This is a genomic window from Shewanella japonica (genome assembly GCF_002075795.1).
Lineage (GTDB): Bacteria > Pseudomonadota > Gammaproteobacteria > Enterobacterales > Shewanellaceae > Shewanella > Shewanella japonica.
Map to the genome: position 1 here is coordinate 388184 of NZ_CP020472.1, position 18330 is coordinate 406513.

General features: G+C 42.4%; 15 protein-coding genes. 4 read left to right on the plus strand and 11 right to left on the minus strand.

Annotated elements, in window-relative coordinates; all coding sequences use genetic code 11:
* Positions 1 to 852: a mechanosensitive ion channel family protein gene (locus tag SJ2017_RS01750; protein ID WP_080914692.1), complete on the minus strand. Its 852-nt coding sequence runs from the start codon at positions 850 to 852 to the stop codon at positions 1 to 3.
* 209 nt (positions 853 to 1061) lie between these two features.
* Between SJ2017_RS01750 and SJ2017_RS01755 the strand changes: the two genes are divergently transcribed.
* Positions 1062 to 2588: a DNA cytosine methyltransferase gene (locus SJ2017_RS01755; RefSeq protein WP_080914693.1), complete on the plus strand. Its 1527-nt coding sequence runs from the start codon at positions 1062 to 1064 to the stop codon at positions 2586 to 2588.
* Between the two features lie 366 nt (positions 2589 to 2954).
* Here the strand turns inward: SJ2017_RS01755 and SJ2017_RS01760 are convergent, their stop codons facing one another.
* From SJ2017_RS01760 to SJ2017_RS01775, 4 genes are all read right to left on the minus strand, one after another.
* Entirely contained in the window at positions 2955 to 4367 is a 1413-nt protein-coding gene (locus tag SJ2017_RS01760; RefSeq protein WP_080914694.1) for a hypothetical protein, read from the minus strand.
* The gene (locus tag SJ2017_RS01765; RefSeq protein ID WP_080914695.1) at positions 4357 to 6594 is read right to left on the minus strand and encodes an ATP-binding protein; all 2238 of its coding nucleotides are present in this window, start codon (positions 6592 to 6594) and stop codon (positions 4357 to 4359) included. Before SJ2017_RS01765 ends, SJ2017_RS01760 begins: the two co-directional genes overlap by 11 nt.
* Positions 6595 to 6693: 99 nt before the next feature.
* Positions 6694 to 7911 (minus strand): tyrosine-type recombinase/integrase, encoded by a 1218-nt coding sequence (locus SJ2017_RS01770; RefSeq protein WP_080914696.1) that lies wholly within the window; start codon positions 7909 to 7911, stop codon positions 6694 to 6696.
* A gap of 200 nt (positions 7912 to 8111) precedes the next feature.
* Complete coding sequence (locus tag SJ2017_RS01775; protein WP_080914697.1) at positions 8112 to 8975, minus strand: YicC/YloC family endoribonuclease; 864 nt, start codon at positions 8973 to 8975, stop codon at positions 8112 to 8114.
* Between the two features lie 305 nt (positions 8976 to 9280).
* Between SJ2017_RS01775 and lgt the strand changes: the two genes are divergently transcribed.
* Complete coding sequence (lgt, locus tag SJ2017_RS01780) at positions 9281 to 10063, plus strand: prolipoprotein diacylglyceryl transferase (protein WP_080914698.1); 783 nt, start codon at positions 9281 to 9283, stop codon at positions 10061 to 10063.
* 82 nt (positions 10064 to 10145) lie between these two features.
* Here the strand turns inward: lgt and SJ2017_RS01785 are convergent, their stop codons facing one another.
* Positions 10146 to 11174, minus strand: a complete 1029-nt coding sequence (locus tag SJ2017_RS01785; protein ID WP_080914699.1) for a 2-dehydropantoate 2-reductase — start codon at positions 11172 to 11174, stop codon at positions 10146 to 10148.
* A gap of 230 nt (positions 11175 to 11404) precedes the next feature.
* Between SJ2017_RS01785 and rph the strand changes: the two genes are divergently transcribed.
* Positions 11405 to 12118, plus strand: coding sequence for a ribonuclease PH (gene rph / locus SJ2017_RS01790; RefSeq protein WP_055025233.1), 714 nt, complete (start codon positions 11405 to 11407; stop codon positions 12116 to 12118).
* A 106-nt stretch (positions 12119 to 12224) separates the two neighbouring features.
* A complete protein-coding gene (pyrE, locus tag SJ2017_RS01795) occupies positions 12225 to 12866 on the plus strand; it encodes an orotate phosphoribosyltransferase (RefSeq protein ID WP_065110096.1) in 642 nt (213 codons plus the stop codon).
* 85 nt (positions 12867 to 12951) lie between these two features.
* Here the strand turns inward: pyrE and folE are convergent, their stop codons facing one another.
* The 5 genes from folE to coaBC all read right to left on the minus strand — a co-directional run bounded on the left by folE (position 12952) and on the right by coaBC (position 18186).
* Positions 12952 to 13605 (minus strand): GTP cyclohydrolase I FolE, encoded by a 654-nt coding sequence (folE, locus tag SJ2017_RS01800; protein WP_055025231.1) that lies wholly within the window; start codon positions 13603 to 13605, stop codon positions 12952 to 12954.
* A gap of 183 nt (positions 13606 to 13788) precedes the next feature.
* A complete protein-coding gene (locus SJ2017_RS01805; RefSeq protein WP_080914700.1) occupies positions 13789 to 15753 on the minus strand; it encodes an alpha/beta hydrolase family protein in 1965 nt (654 codons plus the stop codon).
* Between the two features lie 156 nt (positions 15754 to 15909).
* Positions 15910 to 16503: a nucleoid occlusion factor SlmA gene (gene slmA / locus SJ2017_RS01810; RefSeq protein WP_055025229.1), complete on the minus strand. Its 594-nt coding sequence runs from the start codon at positions 16501 to 16503 to the stop codon at positions 15910 to 15912.
* Between the two features lie 34 nt (positions 16504 to 16537).
* On the minus strand, positions 16538 to 16996 hold the full coding sequence (gene dut, locus SJ2017_RS01815) for a dUTP diphosphatase (RefSeq protein WP_055025228.1): 459 nt from the start codon (positions 16994 to 16996) through the stop codon (positions 16538 to 16540).
* The gene (coaBC, locus tag SJ2017_RS01820) at positions 16993 to 18186 is read right to left on the minus strand and encodes a bifunctional phosphopantothenoylcysteine decarboxylase/phosphopantothenate--cysteine ligase CoaBC (protein WP_080914701.1); all 1194 of its coding nucleotides are present in this window, start codon (positions 18184 to 18186) and stop codon (positions 16993 to 16995) included. Before coaBC ends, dut begins: the two co-directional genes overlap by 4 nt.
* Positions 18187 to 18330: the final 144 nt, after the last annotated feature.

Sequence of the window (18330 nt, forward strand, 5' to 3'; positions counted from 1 at the left end):
TTATTCGCTTGCCGCAGACTTTGGAAATGCCTTATGAAAAGCAATCATAAAGTCTTCTCTAATATGTTGCTCTAAATGAGTTGCACGTTCAGTCGGGCAAAAAATCATGATATTCACTAGTTGCTCGCCAGCAGGCCCACTATGGATATGAATATGAGGCTCTGGCCCTGGCAAATCGACCCCTGCATGCTTTTCTATCACATTGTTGTAGCGGGTGGCGACTTCTAAAAAGTCTTCGCAGTGAGCTTCAATTTTTTCAACTAAATCAGGGAACAGCGGATACAAGTTTACAAACTCAACCACTGTAATCGTAAAGCTGTGGTACACATAGCGTTTCATAAAGTTAAGGTTTTTCACCGCATAACTAAAGAACATACTATTAGGGAAGGTGACTGTTTTCCCCGTGTAATGGTACTGACCATGGTGTAAATCAATCTCTTGGATCACCGTCGCCATTAGATTGTGCTCGATGACCTCACCACACAGCTTGCCCACTTCAATCCAGTCGCCAATTACAAATGAGCGTGAGCTTGCACGTTGTATCGAGCCGGTAAAACACAAAATGATTTCTTTTGACGCCACCACAAAGGCAATCGCAATAGCCGTGACTGATAGTGCAAATTTATTAATCTCGGTTTGCCACAGTAAAAACAACACCATGACGATTAAAATAAAGGTGCCGTTTTTGGTGCGAGACATCCATTTACGTTGGCCTTCACTCACAAAAGCCACATCACCCCGGATCTTAGACACCACAAAGCGTTTAAGCATCGACAGCAGTAGGATAATTAGTACAGTAACAAACAACTTATAAGTTGCTAAAAAATCAATGACGATAGTAACTTGTTCCACAAAACCTTCTTTAAATTTGGCGGGTTAGGGTGATCAATATGAAAAGTGACTTTAGCATAGTAGAAATAAAAGTCAGCGATAACTTTTGTAATTGATGAAGGATATTTAAAAGCCGTTTAAATGCTCAGCTAACGACTATAAACTTATTGCCTAGAAGTCTAAGCCTGGTATGATTGCCTAGCATTTTTCTTTATAAAGCAAAGTAGTCAATGGAAACAGGTGAAGTTTTAGTTATAGATTTGTTCGCAGGGCCAGGAGGCTTAGGCGAAGGAGTCTCTTCTTGTGTTCACGAAAATGGTAATAAACCATTTCAAATTGGTGTTTCTGTTGAAAAAGAACCATCTGCACATAAGACACTCACGACTAGAGCTTTCTATAGAAAAATTATAGAAACCGAAGATGGATTATCAAGCTATCAATCGTATCTTTATAATGAGCTAACTCGCTCAGAGCTATTCGACCGTTTCCCTATACAAGCAGCTGAAGCGCAGCAAGAAACCTTGTTTAAACCGCATGCATTAGGAGCAGACAATAAAGACATCCATGAACGTATCAGAGAGTTAGTGAACGCTCATGGTGAGAAGCCAAAAGTTGTTATCGGAGGCCCTCCATGCCAAGCATATTCAATGGCAGGCCGGTCACGCAACGCCGGTATAAAAGATTATGTCGCCAAAAAGGACCTTAGACACTTTTTATACAAAGAGTATCTAAAGGTGCTTTCTATTGCCCAGCCTGATGTTTTTATTATGGAAAACGTTCGTGGAATTCTATCTGCAAAGGTAGATGGTGAAATTATGTTTCCGCGAATTTTGAAAGATTTACGTAGCCCCGGTCGAATAACAAAAATAGCGACACCTAGGTATAAAGTTTTTTCCTTAGTGGTAGGCACTGAAAACGTAAATAACCCTTCATACGATGACCCTACGGATTTTCTGATTAAGGCTGAGAACTATGGTGTACCTCAAGCTCGCCACCGTGTGATTTTATTAGGTGTTCGTGCTGACGTTGAAGGAGTTCCTAGGACGCTGGCGCGAAGAAAAAGGCAAACGACAGTAGATCAAGTTTTATCTGATTTGCCTAAGCTGAGAAGTGGTTTTTCTAAGCGTAAAGATGAAGTGAAAGAATGGGAAAGAGCTGTTTCAAAGAATGGAACTCAAGTTAAGAAGTTGCTGAGAAAGCAATTTAAGAATGCTCAAGATTTAGACCTTAAGCCTTTTAAAAGGCTTAACAGAAGTGAGATTCAGCCTGTAACTCACCCTGAAAAAATGCCAATTCACCTGATTCAGTGGTATCGCAATAATGCTCCAACTAGTGTGCTTAATCATGAGACTCGTGGCCATATGGAAAGTGATTTGTTGCGCTATGCATTCAGCGCTGCGTATACCAAGTTGAGTGGTGGAACGTCACCAAAGGCTAGGGACTTTCCTGACGCTCTTGCTCCTGAACACGAAAACTGGAAGTCGGGCGCTCATGCAGACCGCTTTAGAACACAAGCTGCGAACAAGTGCTCAACGACTGTTACTAGTCACATTTCAAAAGACGGCCACTATTTTATTCATTATGACCCTAAACAATGCCGCAGCCTAACGGTACGCGAAGCTGCTCGTTTACAGACGTTTCCTGATAACTATAAGTTTGAAGGGAATAGAACACAACAATACGTACAAGTAGGAAATGCTGTGCCACCATATTTAGCACAGCAGATTGGTAAGGTTGTATTAGAGTTACTTAGTTAGTGTCACTGAAGATGAGAATAGTCGGGAGTACTTATTTGGCTAGAATAAGCGCCTAGACGATCAATAACTGACTTATGCGTATTTCGCTGATTCCGGACACCCATTCTCCCTTGTGTCCGGATTATGCCGGAATAGGTGTCCGGTTTGCTCCGGCGTATGCACTTATGTGTGGGCCGGAAACCATTGGAGTTATCTTGCCGGTGTAATCGAACTCTTTGCACGTAAACCGAACGGTTGGGCGAGTCATTTTCGCCCGATAGCCAATGGACAGGTAAGGTGCTTAAGATGGCCTATGAGTCACGCAGTAGGCTCACTAATCTCTTATTCCAAAGTATCAAGGCAGTCATTCACTTTTGATGGTTATAGTTAAAAAGAAACTATACCTGGGCGTGTAGCCATTCGACCATACCAAGCCTGAATATCTTTGAGCAACTCATCTCGTATGCGTCCAATTGGAATTAACTTGTCTGAGTCAGGTGTGTAACTTATTTCGCCTTGAACTCCTTCTCCTCTTGAAGAGTAATACTCGTTTTTTTCCACTAGAGATACGACTAACTTAGAGTTGAATATAAACCTGAATTTTTTTCCATCAACTTCAAATACGGGAGTGTCTTTCAAGTTATCTGTAGGTAGTTTTTGTTTGGCATAGAAGTGAGTTTGATGTTCTTCAACAACCCTTATTCCTACTAGATACCTTCTCCAAAAAGCTTTCTTTTGAGCATGATCACAGGATGGAGTTATATCCATGAGAACTAGCTCTACATTGTCGAGGATGTCTCTGGCGCCCTCAAAACCTTTTTGCTTGTTTATATCGTCCTTGACGAATGCATCTTTAATGAATTCTTTAGTGTTATCTTCAGCTATCGCTAGAACCCCGAGATCGACACTCCCATTCGCCGGCCACTTAAATACGCCACCTGGAGCCTTGGGACTACAGACATTGTCCCAATGAAGCATGCCATTCAGCCTTTCTTTGGGAGGATTCTGACCTATTGGATTTTCGATTGCCATTTTGGAAGGAACTAGTTGGCTGGCCTGATCAAAGAGGAGCTTTGAAAGAAGTTGATAAAGTGGTCCAGCAACATCTGTATGTTCAACAACAGTGCCTCCTTCTGCCTTTGCAAGAGCTAATAGAATTCCTCCAAGCTGTTGGTTTTTCTCTCCGGTTTCATCATTTTCAACAGCATTCCACAAGTCATGAACCGTCTTAGATGCAGCTTGGTGTATATGCTGCTCCCATTGATTTAGTAGGGCCAAGTTACTATGAGTTGAAAGCTGTTCATTTATCTTATTTAGTAGGTCTCCTTTATCTAGGGAAGTTAGATTATCTTCAGTTTTGAGCTCGCTATGTGGTCCATTTGCGCAGAATGGTGTTTTATCCAATACAACAAAGTCGTATGGCTTTTTTCCTTCAGGAAGTCGTTCCTTAAGATACCTAAAAAGCTCCTCAGCATATTGGGTTCCCTTCTCGGGGTCCTCAGCCCACGTAGACCATGCTATTAATAGCCAAGGACCATTCTCATTATCTAATAAGGTATCGATGCTAAGCTGAGCAGCTGCATAGTCTTTGTTATCAGGCATTGAGGTTGTTATAAGAGCAATATCTTGAAAAATCGCCCTGATTCCAGTGTACGCTTTTTGGGAATCTAAACCGAATAGGTTTTCTTCTGAATACTTTAAAAAGAAACAAGGTATTTGGAGCTCCCAAAGCCTGCGAACAATAGCTTCACCATCTTCTCTTTTGTCGTCAACAATAAGTACTCTACTTTTATGAGGCATTTTTACTTCCTTTAAAAACCATTGCCACTTTAGCGCCTACACATGCTCTCGGTGTATCAATAGCATGTTGCTCAGGGAAGCTTAACCTTCCTCCATGGGACTTCATTATCATGTCACTGTAGTAGAGGCCAATTCCCATACCGTCTACTTTCCTTGAGAAAAATGGTTCGGTAATATCTTCTGCTGGGTCTATAAAACCAGGCCCGTTATCTGCTACGACAATAGACGGGGCTTCAAGATCGTGACTTGGGCCAACCCAGATGATGGGCTCTTTTTGGTCAGTTTGGCATGACCAATAAATAGCATTATCTATTAAGTTAACTAAAGTAGCCGTCAACATGCGTCTTACACCTTTGACTTCAAAATCTTGTTCATGTAGCTTTTCAAAGCCATTGATGAATTTAATCTTGTGATGTGAAAAACGAAGCTTTTGGGTTAGACAAGCAAAAGAAACTAATCGTGAAGCAGTTAGCTTCTCCATCTTCCCTTTGCTAACCATATACATTGCACCTTGTAGAAGGGAAATTAGTTCTTTTGATTGGTCCTGTAGTCTCTCTATCTCCACTCCTCCAGAAATAGCTCCATGCAGGTTTCTTACCCCCCTTTCTAATTCGTGAAAGACAGTGATTAAACCTAGCCCTACTCCTGCAGACGACAGCAAAATATCTTTAGTTTCTTTGTACGATTTAGTCACTTGCTCAACTAAAGATCCAATGACAGGTTGTAGTTTCTTCTCAATTACAACAGATTTGAGGTCTTGAAGAAGTTCATCTGTACTTTTCTTCTTCGGTGCAGGTGTATCCTGTCCGGGAGGAAGAGTAAGAACATCTCTAAGATGTTTTTTGTCCTTATTGCGCTCTGCTTCAAATTCTGTCAGTACGCAAAGCATCGCGTACTGCAGTTCATCGAAAGCTTCATTTTCGATGAAACCTTCCCTATTAGTTTTCTCTAGAAGACTAGCACTATGCTCAAGATCCAAATGAACTTCTCCAAGCATTAGCTGATTGCTAAGTTTTGCTGTTGGTCTTTGAATACGCCTATGGTCTAGTCCTAACCAGTCATCGCCGGGCTCCCCGTAGTTGTAGACTCTAAGAGAATCTCTATATACTCGGACGCCTCCTTGGCTTTTTAAAAACTCAGACAAACCAGACATCTCGTCTTTCAAGTAACGTTCTTTAACATTGCGATCGAGGTCAAATGCAATGATTGACCCTTTTAGCGGACCGATCCCCAAGCCCTGAGTTTTTCCTACTGGCTTTCCCATTAGAGGGCGAGACTCCCTTTTTTTTCTATTTTTCCACCCTTCTTCTCCAGGAGGGGTCTTAATAAAAAACTCTGGGTGAATCTTAGTCTCACTAATAGTTCGTGGTTCAATTAGGGTGGGGTAGTCTTCTTGAATAGCTTGAAGTGGGGTGAAAGCATAATTGTAGCTGAGGCCAGAATCATCAATACAGAACGTAAATTTGAACATCGCTTGGTCTCGAGCAGTTTCTGGATCGAAAAAACCATTGAGCCAATGTTGGTTCGGCTCCAAAGAGAAGTTAACCGAAAATCTGGACTGATCATTTTGGCTTTTTTCTTGGGAGTCATTTTCAGGTTTTTGTCCAAATTCAAGGTTTCCACTTGTCATACCTAGTACAGCTCTGTAGAGCTTACGGACATCCCCACGTCGCCAGTTATGTTTTAAGCCTGAAATTATGATTCTTGTACCGTGGGAATCACCATCGAATACTTTTGGAGAGAGTTCTTCTATCAGTACAGGGGCTTCATCAAGATATTCATGTTTCTCAAATTTTAGCCAGTCAATACTTACATGTACCTCTGGTTTTCCTATAGATCTTGTCACTAACTCGATTTTGGTGCCCAATCGGTGTACCGCAAACCGCCCAACGCCCTTTTCTCCTACAGGAAGCCTCCCTTTAGGTGTGCGAATATCTTTTTTACGAGCCTCTCCTTTATGCGCATGGGCTGGTTCCATCCAGATGTTAGCCACAGTCTCGTAGTCCATTCCAAAGCCGTCATCGATGATCTCTATTTCACCATTATCCTTATCGATGTTCAAAAGAGTTAATGAAACGTCATTTGCATCGGCATCATAAGAGTTTTTAATTAGTTCAAATAAGGCCAGAGTATGGTTTTTTATGAGCTGCTCACCCAATAATTCCATAAGCCTTGCTCTTGGTCGGAAGTTTTTTTCTTCAGCTTTTAATCGGCTTTTATCATTCATGATTGTGTGCCTTAGAGATCCCTAGTTATGGAGGACCTTAATAATATATATGGATAACCTACTGTATATCAAAATATTTGCTTTGGTACTTAAAGTTGATCAGAGAAATCTGACTACCTTCTGTGATAAAAGAAACAAGGCTTGTTTTCTTTCTTCAAAGTAGTCGTGTTGATCATAGATCCCCTCAAAACCCTTTAACTTGTGATTTAAGCATCTCTCGGCCACATGGCCGGGGGTGCCTTGTTTTGCCAGTAGCGTACGACAAGTGCGGCGCATGTCATGTACCGTAAAGTGTGGCATGTCGCCCATCAAGTTAGGCGGTTGTTTCTTCTTACCTGCTTCATGACCAAATAGCTTAGTAATCGCTCTGTTAAGCGTGTCGGGGCCCATGTGAGGGCTCTTGCTGGCTCTTCGGCTAGGAAAGACATACTCAGAGCCAAATCCTCTTATCTTCAACTCCTCAAGCCATTTCAATACTTCTGGTGCTAAAGGAGTAGTAAAGCCAACATTGGTCTTACTACGCTCCTTTGGTAAGTGCCATAAGCCATTCTCTAGTTCAAACTCTTCCCATCTCGCTTCACACAATTCAGATTTACGTACCCCTAAACAAACCAATAATGCACAGGCCAGATAGTTGTCACGGCTGAAGCTAGTGCTGTTCTCTCTCGCAATACGGAAAAACGATGTTAACTCTTCTTCGCTTAATGCGCGGTCTTTGCTTTGCTCTATGCCGCCAGCGTCTCTAACAGTAAAAGCAGAAGCAGGATTGCCTTGCAGAAGGTCCAACTTAATACCGTGATTAAAAAGCTGCTTACAATGGCCTAGAGCGTCATTGGCGATTGTCGGGCGACCTGAATCATTAATCGCTGTGATTGCTGTGCGAATATCACGGGCGGTAATTCTATCGAGTGGGATGTCGCCGATGTGTGGGGCGATATCTTTGGTGTAAACACGTTTAGGGATATTCGGGTGTTTAAGGCGCGTAACTAAAGTTGGGTACCAATCTTCAAATAAGTCGTTAACGGTTTTAATGCTTTCTTGTTCGGCACGTTTACGCTGCAAGAGGGGATCAAAGCCTTCACGGACTTGCTTCATTTTGGTAGCGGCTTCTAGGCGGGCATCTGATAATGGGAGATCTTTAACCTTACCAAGCGTCATTTCACGGCGCTTTTTATTGGAGGTAAAGCGTAGCATCCAGCTTGCGGTACCTGATGCTGGAACTACTAGGTATAAGCCCTCACCATCAGCATGGCGCTGTGTTTTCTCGCCACCAGCCTTAATGAGCGTTTCTACTTTCTTAACCGTTAACTTACCCATAACCCACCTCTAATCCTGCATGATCTCGGTGAGAACTATTTACCCACCACTTACCTTTGTGGTAAGTCTATCATACCCACCACATTAACCACCAGTTGGTGGTGGTTAATGGTGTATTAAAGAATACGGTGGTGGAAAGTTGTCTGAGGTAAGTCTTTGTATTTTATAGCTTTGAATGCAATAAAATACAGTCCTAACTATTATTCGATATTTTGGATTTGCTCACGCATTTGCTCAATCAATACTTTAAGCTCTACCGCTGCTGCAGTGACTTCTGCGCTGATTGATTTAGACGCTAGGGTGTTAGATTCACGGTTGAATTCTTGCATCATGAAGTCTAGACGGCGGCCTTGTGCGCCACCTTTTTTGAGGATTAAGCGCGTTTCAGCAACGTGTGCGTCAAGGCGGTCCATCTCTTCTGCGACATCCATCTTTTGTGCAAGTAGTACCATTTCTTGTTCCATACGGGCTGGATCAAGTTCGCCAGTGATTTCGGCTAAGCGGTTGGTGAGCTTGTCACGTTGCCATTGCATAACGGCTGGCATGTGTTCACGCACGATTGCTACTTGCTCGACAATTTGGTCTAGGCGAGTTTGCAACATAGTGTTGATGGCTTCACCTTCACGGCCACGGGCTTCAATAAATTGTGCAACAGCGCCGTCAAATGCACTAAGTAAATCTTTATTAATTTCACCCATGTCTTGTTCTGCACCGGCCATCACACCAGGCCAGCGTAGTATGTCTGCTAAGTTAAGTTCACCGTGGCTAGATTCTTTCTTTAACCAATCAGCAGCGTTCAGCAGTTGTTTGGCTAAGTCTTGGTTTAGGCGCATTTCACTGCTGCCAGACTCTGATAATTCGTAACGTAAGTTTACTTCTACTTTGCCGCGGTTTAAGCGCTTACGCAGGCGATCACGTAATACAGGCTCAAGGCTACGCATTTGCTCTGGTAAACGCAGGTAGGTTTCCAAGTAGCGTTGATTGACTGAGCGGATTTCCCAAGAGGCAGTGCCCCATTCGGCTTTATGCTCAATGCGAGCGTAGGCGGTCATACTTTGGATCATGTTTGAACCCTGATTAAGTTAGCGGCAATTGTATGGTGTCGATTATAGTCTGCTAGCAGTGAAGGTCAAAGTATACAAAAGCTTATGGACTAGGTTTTACATTAATATGCAACTTACGCCGACTTTTTAGGTCATATTGGCTACATATGTGCGGGCGAATGGATTTATCAAGGCTGCTTGTTACTGGTAATTAACGTGTTGTTGGCAATGAGCATCGAATTACACGATTGAATTGTTTATAGTAAGCCTACATCTGCTGCTTGTGCCTGATAGGTTTAGCTGTTTTATTATTTTGGAGTAGTCAATTGGACCATTTTGTGTGGAATCTCGACCCTGTGTTAATTTCGTTTATGGGTCTTAAAGTACATTGGTATGGTGCCTTGTTTGCCTTGGCCATTGCGAGTGGGTTTCAGGTAATGAAGCGCATGTATAAAAAAGAAGGCTTGGATGTTGAATCGCTCGATAATCTACTGATGTACTGTGTGATAGGGATTATTGTTGGCGCACGTTTAGCACACTGCTTTTTTTACGATCCAAGTTACTATTTTGCCAACCCGATGAAAATTTTAGCTATTTGGGAAGGCGGTTTAGCCAGCCATGGCGGCGGGTTAGGGGCGATATTAGCGCTGTATTATTACAAGCGTAAAACCGATATGCCGTTTTTGTTTTTGCTCGACAGATTAGCCATTGCGACCGCGATATTTGGCTTTTTTGTGCGTATGGCCAACTTCGCCAATTCAGAAATTTTAGGTCTGCCGACCACTAAGCCTTGGGGCATTATTTTTGAGCGTGTGGATTTATTGCCGCGCCATCCTGCGCAGTTGTACGAAGCGATAAGCTATTTAATTATCTTTATTTCGCTTTATGCTGTGTACAAGTTTACTAACCTAAAAGAAAAGCACGGCGTGATTTTTGGCTTGTTCTTGTGCAGTGTGTTCAGTGCTCGCTGGGCCATCGAAATGGTCAAGGTTAAGCAAGCTGCATACGCTACAGAATGGACCATGAGTGCAGGACAGTTATTGAGTATTCCATTTTTAGTGGTAGGCGTAGCCTTACTGATATTACCGTTTGTGAGAAAGCAAAAGTAAACGCGAGATTGGTTTAATATGAATCGATAACAGGCCGTGACTTGATAAAGTCGCGGCCTTTTTTTGTTCTAATTAAGACTGCTTAAAATAATGTGTCAATATCGACAGTTTGGCCTTGTTCAAGTTGTTTGATGCCTGCGGTAATAGCGGCGTTGACAGGGGTACTGACATTGACTTGTCGACCTAGATTGACCACAGCGCCATTGAGATAGTCGATTTCAGTTTGGCGTTTGGCTTGAATATCTTCCCACATCGATGAGCGGGCTTTAGGGTCAATGTCCAGCATTTGCTTAGCTATGAGGTTAAACAGCCAATCTGGCATTGAGAGTATTAATGGCAACCATGTGGGTTTTACTTTGGTAAATTGCGTTAGTGGCAGCTTGGCTTGCTTGCACACGCTTAGCCACTCTTTCATTGCAAGGCTAAGTAGTTTGCGGGTGCGGCGCTGACTGAGCTGTTCTTTAATGGGCACATCAGTAATGGCGTTTAGTGCATTATTAAGGTTAAGTAGCAATTTCCCGTGGATCACAGGCGCCATATCATCAACAAGGATGCATTCGCTTTGTTGGGCTTTACGCATTGCCTGTTGTATGGCTTTAGTGTGTTGAGTGCTGGCAAAGGTAAATTGGCCTTCTGTGCCTTTATGAAACGTCGCATTAGGCTGTTGCAGCACGTTAAATGGGGTAATCCCTTGGCTGACATGACGATGTGTTAAAAGCGGTAATATTTCATCTAAGCTGCCTAAGCCATTTTGCATAAAAATAATGCTGCTTTGTGAGTGCGTTATTTGCAGTAATTGCTCGGTAATGGCTGCTAGCTGGTGGCATTTTACGGTGACAAAGATAACGTCAAATAGTGGAGCTGGGTTTACTTTGTTTTGTAAATTGCTGTTAGAGTCAATATTTTGATTTGTTGCTAGTTCGGTAATTAACGCCTTGGGCATCACTTTTTGATGTAAACCTTGGTAACTGGTGAGAGTGATACCTTGGTTTTCAATAATGCTGCGCTTAATTCGCTCGCGGCAGATGAGGCTCACATTCAGTTTTGCCATCAGTAGTTCGCCTGCGAGGTAGCAGCCGGTAGAGCCAGCTCCAAATATGGCAATATTCATTATTTTCCTTAACCTTTGCACCGAATCCTAACCCAGTGTGCCTTTTTGTTAATAAAAATCCAATAAGGGTTTTGTTTAGCGTGGCATCCGCGCAAACAAGTCACTATAATGTGCAGCCAAATATGCACGAAATTAAACTGCATAAGCTTAGATTCAAATATTAGATGCTGAGTCTAGATTCAAATATTAGATACAGAATTTGTCATCGATTCCACAAATAGGAAATTCATATGCGCCCAAGCGACAGAACACCTGCACAATCTCGTCCAGTTACGATTACTCGTCAATTTACAGCTCACGCTGAAGGTTCGGTGTTGGTTGAATTTGGTGACACTAAAGTTTTGTGTACCGCAAGTTTTGAAGAAGGCGTACCGCGTTTTCTTAAAGGCCAAGGCCAAGGCTGGGTAACTGCTGAGTACGGTATGCTTCCTCGTTCGACTCATAGCCGTATGCAACGTGAAGCTGCCCGTGGCAAACAATCTGGTCGTACTCAAGAAATCCAACGTTTAATCGGTCGTTCTTTACGTGCTGCAGTAGACATGAAAGCGTTAGGTGAGAACACTATCGTTATCGATTGTGACGTGATTCAAGCTGATGGTGGTACTCGTACTGCTGCAATTACTGGTGCATGTGTTGCACTAGTAGATGCATTAAACTGGGCGCGCGGTAAAGGCATTTTAAAAACTAACCCACTTAAGTTCTTAATTGCAGCAGTGAGCGTTGGTATTTATAAAGGTGAGCCAATCTGCGATTTAGAATACATCGAAGACAGCGCGGCTGAAACCGACATGAACGTAGTTATGACTGAAACTGGCAAGATGATTGAAATCCAAGGCACTGCCGAAGGTGAGCCGTTCAGCCACGAAGAGTTATTAAGCTTACTTGAGCTTGCTAAGCATGGTATTCGCGAAATCGTGGATACGCAAAAAGCAGCATTAAGCTAAAACGTATTTGATTAAGGGGCTCTGTTAATAAGAGCCCCTTTTTTTAAGCTTTATTTAGGCTTAGTCGTCATTAAATAAAAACAGATAACAGTGTTAAGGAGATAATGTGAAAGCATATCAACGTGAGTTTATTGAATTCGCTCTTGAGCGTCAGGTATTACGCTTTGGTGAGTTCACCTTAAAATCAGGCCGTACTAGCCCTTACTTTTTTAATGCGGGTTTGTTTAATACGGGTCGTGATTTAGCACGTTTAGGTCGTTTTTATGCTGCTGCATTGGTTGATTCTGGTATTGACTACGATTTAGTGTTTGGTCCGGCTTACAAAGGTATCCCTATTGCGACAACGACGGTTGTAGCGCTTTGCGATCACCATGATAAAGATGTGCCTTATTGCTTTAACCGTAAAGAGAAAAAAGATCATGGTGAAGGTGGCTCGTTAGTGGGTAGCGAGCTTGCAGGTAAAGTGATGCTAGTGGATGATGTGATCACCGCCGGTACTGCTATTCGTGAGTCGATGGAAATCATCGCAGCCCACGATGCAAGCTTAGCAGGTGTGTTAATCGCACTTGATAGACAAGAAAAAGGCAAGGGCGAGTTATCAGCGATTCAAGAAGTTGAACGTGACTTTGGCTGTGCTATCGTATCTATCATTAAGCTAGGTGATTTAATCAATTACTTATCTGAAAAACCAGGAATGGAAAAAGAGTTAGCGTCAGTGAGCGCTTACCGTGAGCAATACGGTATTTAATCCATCTTCGTTAAAAGTAAAAGCCAGACTTAATGTCTGGCTTTTTTGTGTTTGTTTTGCAGCTAGCAGGGTTAATGATTGCTAACTAACACTTAGACTGGTGTAAAAACTCAGCACGGGTTGCAGGGTTTGATTTAAAAATCCCGCCTAATGCCGTGGTGGTGGTTGAGCTGGTGGAGTCCATCACGCCACGAGATTTAACGCAGTAATGCACCGCATCCATCTTAACGGCAACATCTTTAGTTTCAAGCAAGGTTTGCAGTGCAACTAAGACTTGCTGGGTCAGCCTTTCTTGTACTTGTGGGCGCTGGGCAAAAAAGCGCACGATGCGGTTTATTTTTGATAAACCGATAATTTTAGTGCGAGGCAAATAGGCCACAGTCGCATAGCCATCAATGGTGACTAAGTGATGCTCACAGGTGCTGGTTAGGCTTATGTCTTGCACACGCACCATTTCATCAACGCCCATCTTATTGTCGATGACAGTGATTTTAGGGAAGTTCTCATAATCAAGCCCTGAGAAAATCTCATCAACATACATTTTAGCAATGCGGCGAGGCGTATCCATTAAGCTGTCATCTGATAAGTCTAACGCCATTAGCGTTAACACTTCTTTCATGTGATGCTCAATTTTTTCTTTACGCGCTTCTGGAGTATGAGTTTGCGGCAGCATCGGGGTTTCTAACCCTTGCTCAGTCAGTGCTGTTTTGACCTTTATTGCAGCTTCACTTAATGCCATCTTATCCTCCAACCACAGGGGTAATGCGTACTACTGAGTGTATGTTATGAACCGTGATACTGCTGCAAATGCTGTATCACGAGGGAGGGGGATAATAACGTGATTTGAAGCAAATTAATATTACTGACATAAAAAAAGCCGACCTTTTTAGTCAAGTATCGGCTTTAGTGGTGAGGTGACGAATTAGAGTTTGAGGTTACTTTTTAAAAAACTCAGCATTTTATCGTAATATTTTGCCCTATGGTCATCGTTATAAAAACCATGGCCTTCATCATCCATAATGAGTTTTTCATAGGGATGTTTGTTTTGGTTCAGCCCTTTTTCTAATGACTCTAATTGCTCAATCGGTGCTCGTTCATCATTGCCACCATGCACTAGTAGTATGTTTGCTTTCAGTTTATCAGTATTAAAAGCAGGTGACATGTTTTCTAGCTGCTGGATGTTTTCTCCAAGGACTTGTTTTAAATAGCTATTGCCGCTACTTGTTTGTTGTATATCACCTTCCTCAAACATCATTTTTAAATCGTAGACACCAGCAAATCCAATTGCACATTTGAATAATTCAGGTTCAATGATTGCGCTTTGAAGTGCACTGTAGTCACCAAAACTAGCACCTACGATACAAATTCTGTCTTTATCTACGAAGCCTTGATCAATTACATACTTGGTACCATCGATGATGTCGTATTGAATATCAGCTCCCCATTTTTGATAACCGTCTTGTTGGAACTGTTTACCATAACCACCAGAACCTCGAAAGTTAACTTGTAAAACGGCCATTCCTTGGCTGGCAAGCAATTGACTTTGGGGATCAAAAGACCACCAGTCTCGCACGTAATGTGGACCACCATGTGGATTAACAATTAGCGGTAAGTTCTTGGCCTCTTTGCCTTCAGGTAAAGTTAAATAACCAGAAATAATTTTTCCATCACGACTCGTGAAGCTTATCGGCTTTACTTCTGCCATTGCATCAGGATCTAACCAGCTTTTTTCAGATGCGAGATAGTCTAATGTGACTTTTTCTGTATCAAATAGGTAGTAGTCACCGGGATTTTTATCGTTAAAAGCTTTAATCACGAATAGTTTTGCATCTGTTGTTTCACTGATAATTTGCACTTGATGACCGGGGAGTGATGCAATGAGTTGCTTCAGTAATTTTGTATGATCATCTTTTTGATCAACGAAAGCATATGTTGGATAGCCATCTTCATATTCAACTGCATAGAGCTGTTTAGACTGTTTGTTGATCCAAAAGTTACTTGGATCAACATTTTCATCATTAATGATCTTTTCTTTTTGGCCACTGACTAAGTCAATTTTATAAATACTTACAGTTTGATTATTTTCTCTAGCCGCTGCATAAATGGTGCTTGCTTTTCCTGCAAATGAAATAGGGTGAAAATCAGTTAACCCTACATTGAGATCATTGGCATTTATCCAATCACCATCTTGTCGATAAAACGTGTGTAATTCGTTGTTTTTATTAACCCCAGAGACGAATTTAACTTCGCCTTCATTGTCAGTTAAAAAGCTTGGGTTACCGATGGGGGATGTGGCTACTTTTCTCCTAACACCAGTTTTAACATTGACTCTGTAAACATGTTGTAAGCTATCGTTGCCCAATGAAGTGACGCTTCCCCAAGGAATTGCATTAACTAGCATATACTTATCATTTTCAGGTAATGGGTCTAAAATATATGCAGTGGCTCTAATTGATGTATTTCTCTTAATATTTGAACCAGTTTGCTGCTCGCTGCTATTGTAGCCAAATAAATATTTTCCTTTCGAGCCGTCAGCATTAACAGCCATAAGTTCACCATAATACTGGGGAACATCTGTCCAGCCTTTAAGATAGACTTTTTGCAATACGATTCTATCTTGGTTGACCCACTCATAATTTCCGACTTCAGCATTCCCTGGAAAATTTATCGCACTAATCATTTTTTTAGTTTCAGTTTCTAAAATAATTAAGGTTTTTTTACCATCATGGGTGGTCAATGCGCTGAGAAAATCACCATTGGGTGATATTTTTACATGGCTATACTCAGCGCCTTTACTATATAAAGCTGCCTGAGATAAAGAAGTTGCACTTAATATTGAGGGAAAAACAGCGAGCAGAAAACTTGCAATAATAGCAGTGTATTTCATAAACATCCTTGTATTTTTATCGGAAAAACCTATCGACTTCTATCGATTAATTCTATTTTTGTCATCTTAAAGTACGACTTTTAAGTCATTAATACAATTGTTTACATAAAAAAACGCACCGAAGTGCGTTTACATTATTGTACTTTGAAGGCTGATTTAGCTGCGTAACAACTGCTGCTGAACAAATTGCCATTGCTCGTCAAAGTGCTCGGTAGGTTTTTGTTTAAATTCACTACGAACAAATTGGGCGATTCTGCCTTCGGCGATAGCTAATAATAAGTTAGCTAAAATGGCTTCATCTAAATTAAAACCATGGCCTTCACGTAAGGTTTTTTCACGCAGTATTTGCTTAATTTGGGTTTCAATTTTGGCAAATAAACCACTGATGCGGCTGCGTAGACGCTCGTTCTCGCCCAGTAGTGCGTCGCCATTGAGTACCCGTGAAATACCTGGGTTACGCTCAGAGAAGACCAGTAATAGCTGTAAGACGAGTTCACAGCGTTTCATGGTGTCTTTCTCTTCATCCATAATCAGGTTTAAACGAGACAAAATCGCGTCTTCAATAAACTCAATTAAGCCTTCAAACATTCTTGCTTTACTTGGGAAGTGGCGATAAAGCGCCGCTTCAGAAACACCAACTTCAGCTGCCAATTTAGCAGTGGTAATACGTTGGCCAGGGCTGGTTTCCAGCATGTGCGCGAGACACTGTAAAATGTGCTCACGACGATTTATTTTTGGGCTAGCCGCCATTTGTTATTCCTAGGCTTGTGACTACTTGTAAAGGTTATTTGGTACCTGAGTGACCAAATCCGCCTTCACCACGATCTGAGGTATCAAACTCATCGACTAAGGTAAATTGTGCTTGAACAACAGGAACAAACACCAGTTGCGCTAAACGATCACCTATTTCTAATGTAAAAGGCTCATCGCTACGATTCCAGCAAGACACCATTAATGGTCCTTGGTAATCAGAGTCAATTAAGCCGACTAAGTTACCTAACACAATGCCGTGTTTATGCCCCAAACCTGAGCGAGGCAAAATCACTGCCGCAAGACTTGGATCGGCAACGTGTACTGCAATCCCTGTGGGGATTAACACTGTTTTACCTGGCTCAATGACCATGGTGGTATCGATCATGGCGCGCAAGTCCATACCAGCACTGCCTGGTGTGGCATAGTTTGGTAGTGGAAACTCGCTGCCTATGCGGGAGTCGAGTAACTTTAATTCTACAGGTGTCTTCATGATGTTTTTATTTTTGTTGCTATTAAAGTAAGTAATTGTTTTGCTAGGGTCAGTTTATCGGTTGCTGGCAGCTGTTGACTACCGTCCTGCCAAAAAACATGTAATGCATTGGCGTCAGCATTAAAACCAAGCCCAGCGATTGATACGTCGTTTGCGGCAATTAAGTCCAACTTTTTTCGCTCAAGCTTGCCACGGGCGTATTCTTCTACGTTATCGGTCTCAGCAGCAAAACCTACAGTGAAAGGACGATTTTTTAATGCGGCTACATTGGCAAGAATGTCTGGATTACGGATCATCTCAAGCCGCATATTCTCAGCTGATTTTTTGATTTTTGATTCTGCTACTTCAGCAATGCGGTAATCTGCGACAGCAGCACAGCCTATAAAGATATCCTGACCATCAACATGCTCCATAACAGCATCAAGCATGTTTTGGGCTGATTCAACATCAATACGGTTGACATGACTTGGGGTCGCTAAATTGACTGGCCCTGATACTAAGGTGACTTCAGCGCCCATTTGTGTCGCCGCTGTGGCCAATGCGAAGCCCATTTTGCCTGAACTATGGTTAGAAATATAACGCACTGGGTCAATCGCTTCTCGAGTTGGGCCTGCTGTGAGGAGTAGTTTGACTCCTGCTAACGGTTTAGGGCCAAAGAAATTGATGAGCTGCTCAGCAATGGCTAACGGCTCCATCATCCGACCAGGACCCACTTCGCCACAGGCTTGGTCGCCACTCGCTGGCCCCCATACTGTGATGCCTTTGCGAGCAATATTGGCAAGGTTTTCTTGAGTGGCTTGATTACGATACATTTGCTGGTTCATGGCTGGACACACTATTACTGGCGCTTCTGTGGCTAAGCAGGTGGTCGTTAGCAATTCATCTGCCATGCCAGCATTAATGCGGGCAATAAGGTTTGCTGTTGCTGGCGCTACGATGACTACATCAGCCCAGCGAGCTAATTCAATGTGCCCCATTGCAGCTTCAGCTGCGGGATCCAGTAAGTCAGAAGCAACAGGGTGACCTGATAAAGCTTGAATGGTTAACGGGGTGATAAATTCCATGGCGCTTTGGCTCATGACCACACGAACATCTGCGCCACGTTCTTTGAGGCGACGAATTAAGTCAGCACTTTTATACGCGGCTATGCCACCACCGATACCCAAAAGGACTTTTTTATTTGTCAGCATGTTTACTCAATCCTGCTATCCAGTTCATTGGCGCTACAATATCACAATCAACCTAAATGGTGACGATCCGAAATTAAAATTTTCGTCCATACTCTATGGTTATGTTGGCAGTGATGAGTTAGCTAACAGGAATATTGACTGAAT

Coding starts and splice junctions, on each gene's coding strand:
- SJ2017_RS01805 (WP_080914700.1), bottom strand. CDS start 15,753: ATGAAATACACTGCTATTATTGCAAGTTTTCTGCTCGCTGTTTTTCCC.
- slmA (WP_055025229.1), bottom strand. CDS start 16,503: ATGGCGGCTAGCCCAAAAATAAATCGTCGTGAGCACATTTTACAGTGT.
- SJ2017_RS01755 (WP_080914693.1), top strand. CDS start 1,062: ATGGAAACAGGTGAAGTTTTAGTTATAGATTTGTTCGCAGGGCCAGGA.
- SJ2017_RS01770 (WP_080914696.1), bottom strand. CDS start 7,911: ATGGGTAAGTTAACGGTTAAGAAAGTAGAAACGCTCATTAAGGCTGGT.
- SJ2017_RS01785 (WP_080914699.1), bottom strand. CDS start 11,174: ATGAATATTGCCATATTTGGAGCTGGCTCTACCGGCTGCTACCTCGCA.
- SJ2017_RS01760 (WP_080914694.1), bottom strand. CDS start 4,367: ATGCCTCATAAAAGTAGAGTACTTATTGTTGACGACAAAAGAGAAGAT.
- coaBC (WP_080914701.1), bottom strand. CDS start 18,186: ATGCTGACAAATAAAAAAGTCCTTTTGGGTATCGGTGGTGGCATAGCC.
- dut (WP_055025228.1), bottom strand. CDS start 16,996: ATGAAGACACCTGTAGAATTAAAGTTACTCGACTCCCGCATAGGCAGC.
- SJ2017_RS01775 (WP_080914697.1), bottom strand. CDS start 8,975: ATGATCCAAAGTATGACCGCCTACGCTCGCATTGAGCATAAAGCCGAA.
- rph (WP_055025233.1), top strand. CDS start 11,405: ATGCGCCCAAGCGACAGAACACCTGCACAATCTCGTCCAGTTACGATT.
- folE (WP_055025231.1), bottom strand. CDS start 13,605: ATGGCATTAAGTGAAGCTGCAATAAAGGTCAAAACAGCACTGACTGAG.
- SJ2017_RS01765 (WP_080914695.1), bottom strand. CDS start 6,594: ATGAATGATAAAAGCCGATTAAAAGCTGAAGAAAAAAACTTCCGACCA.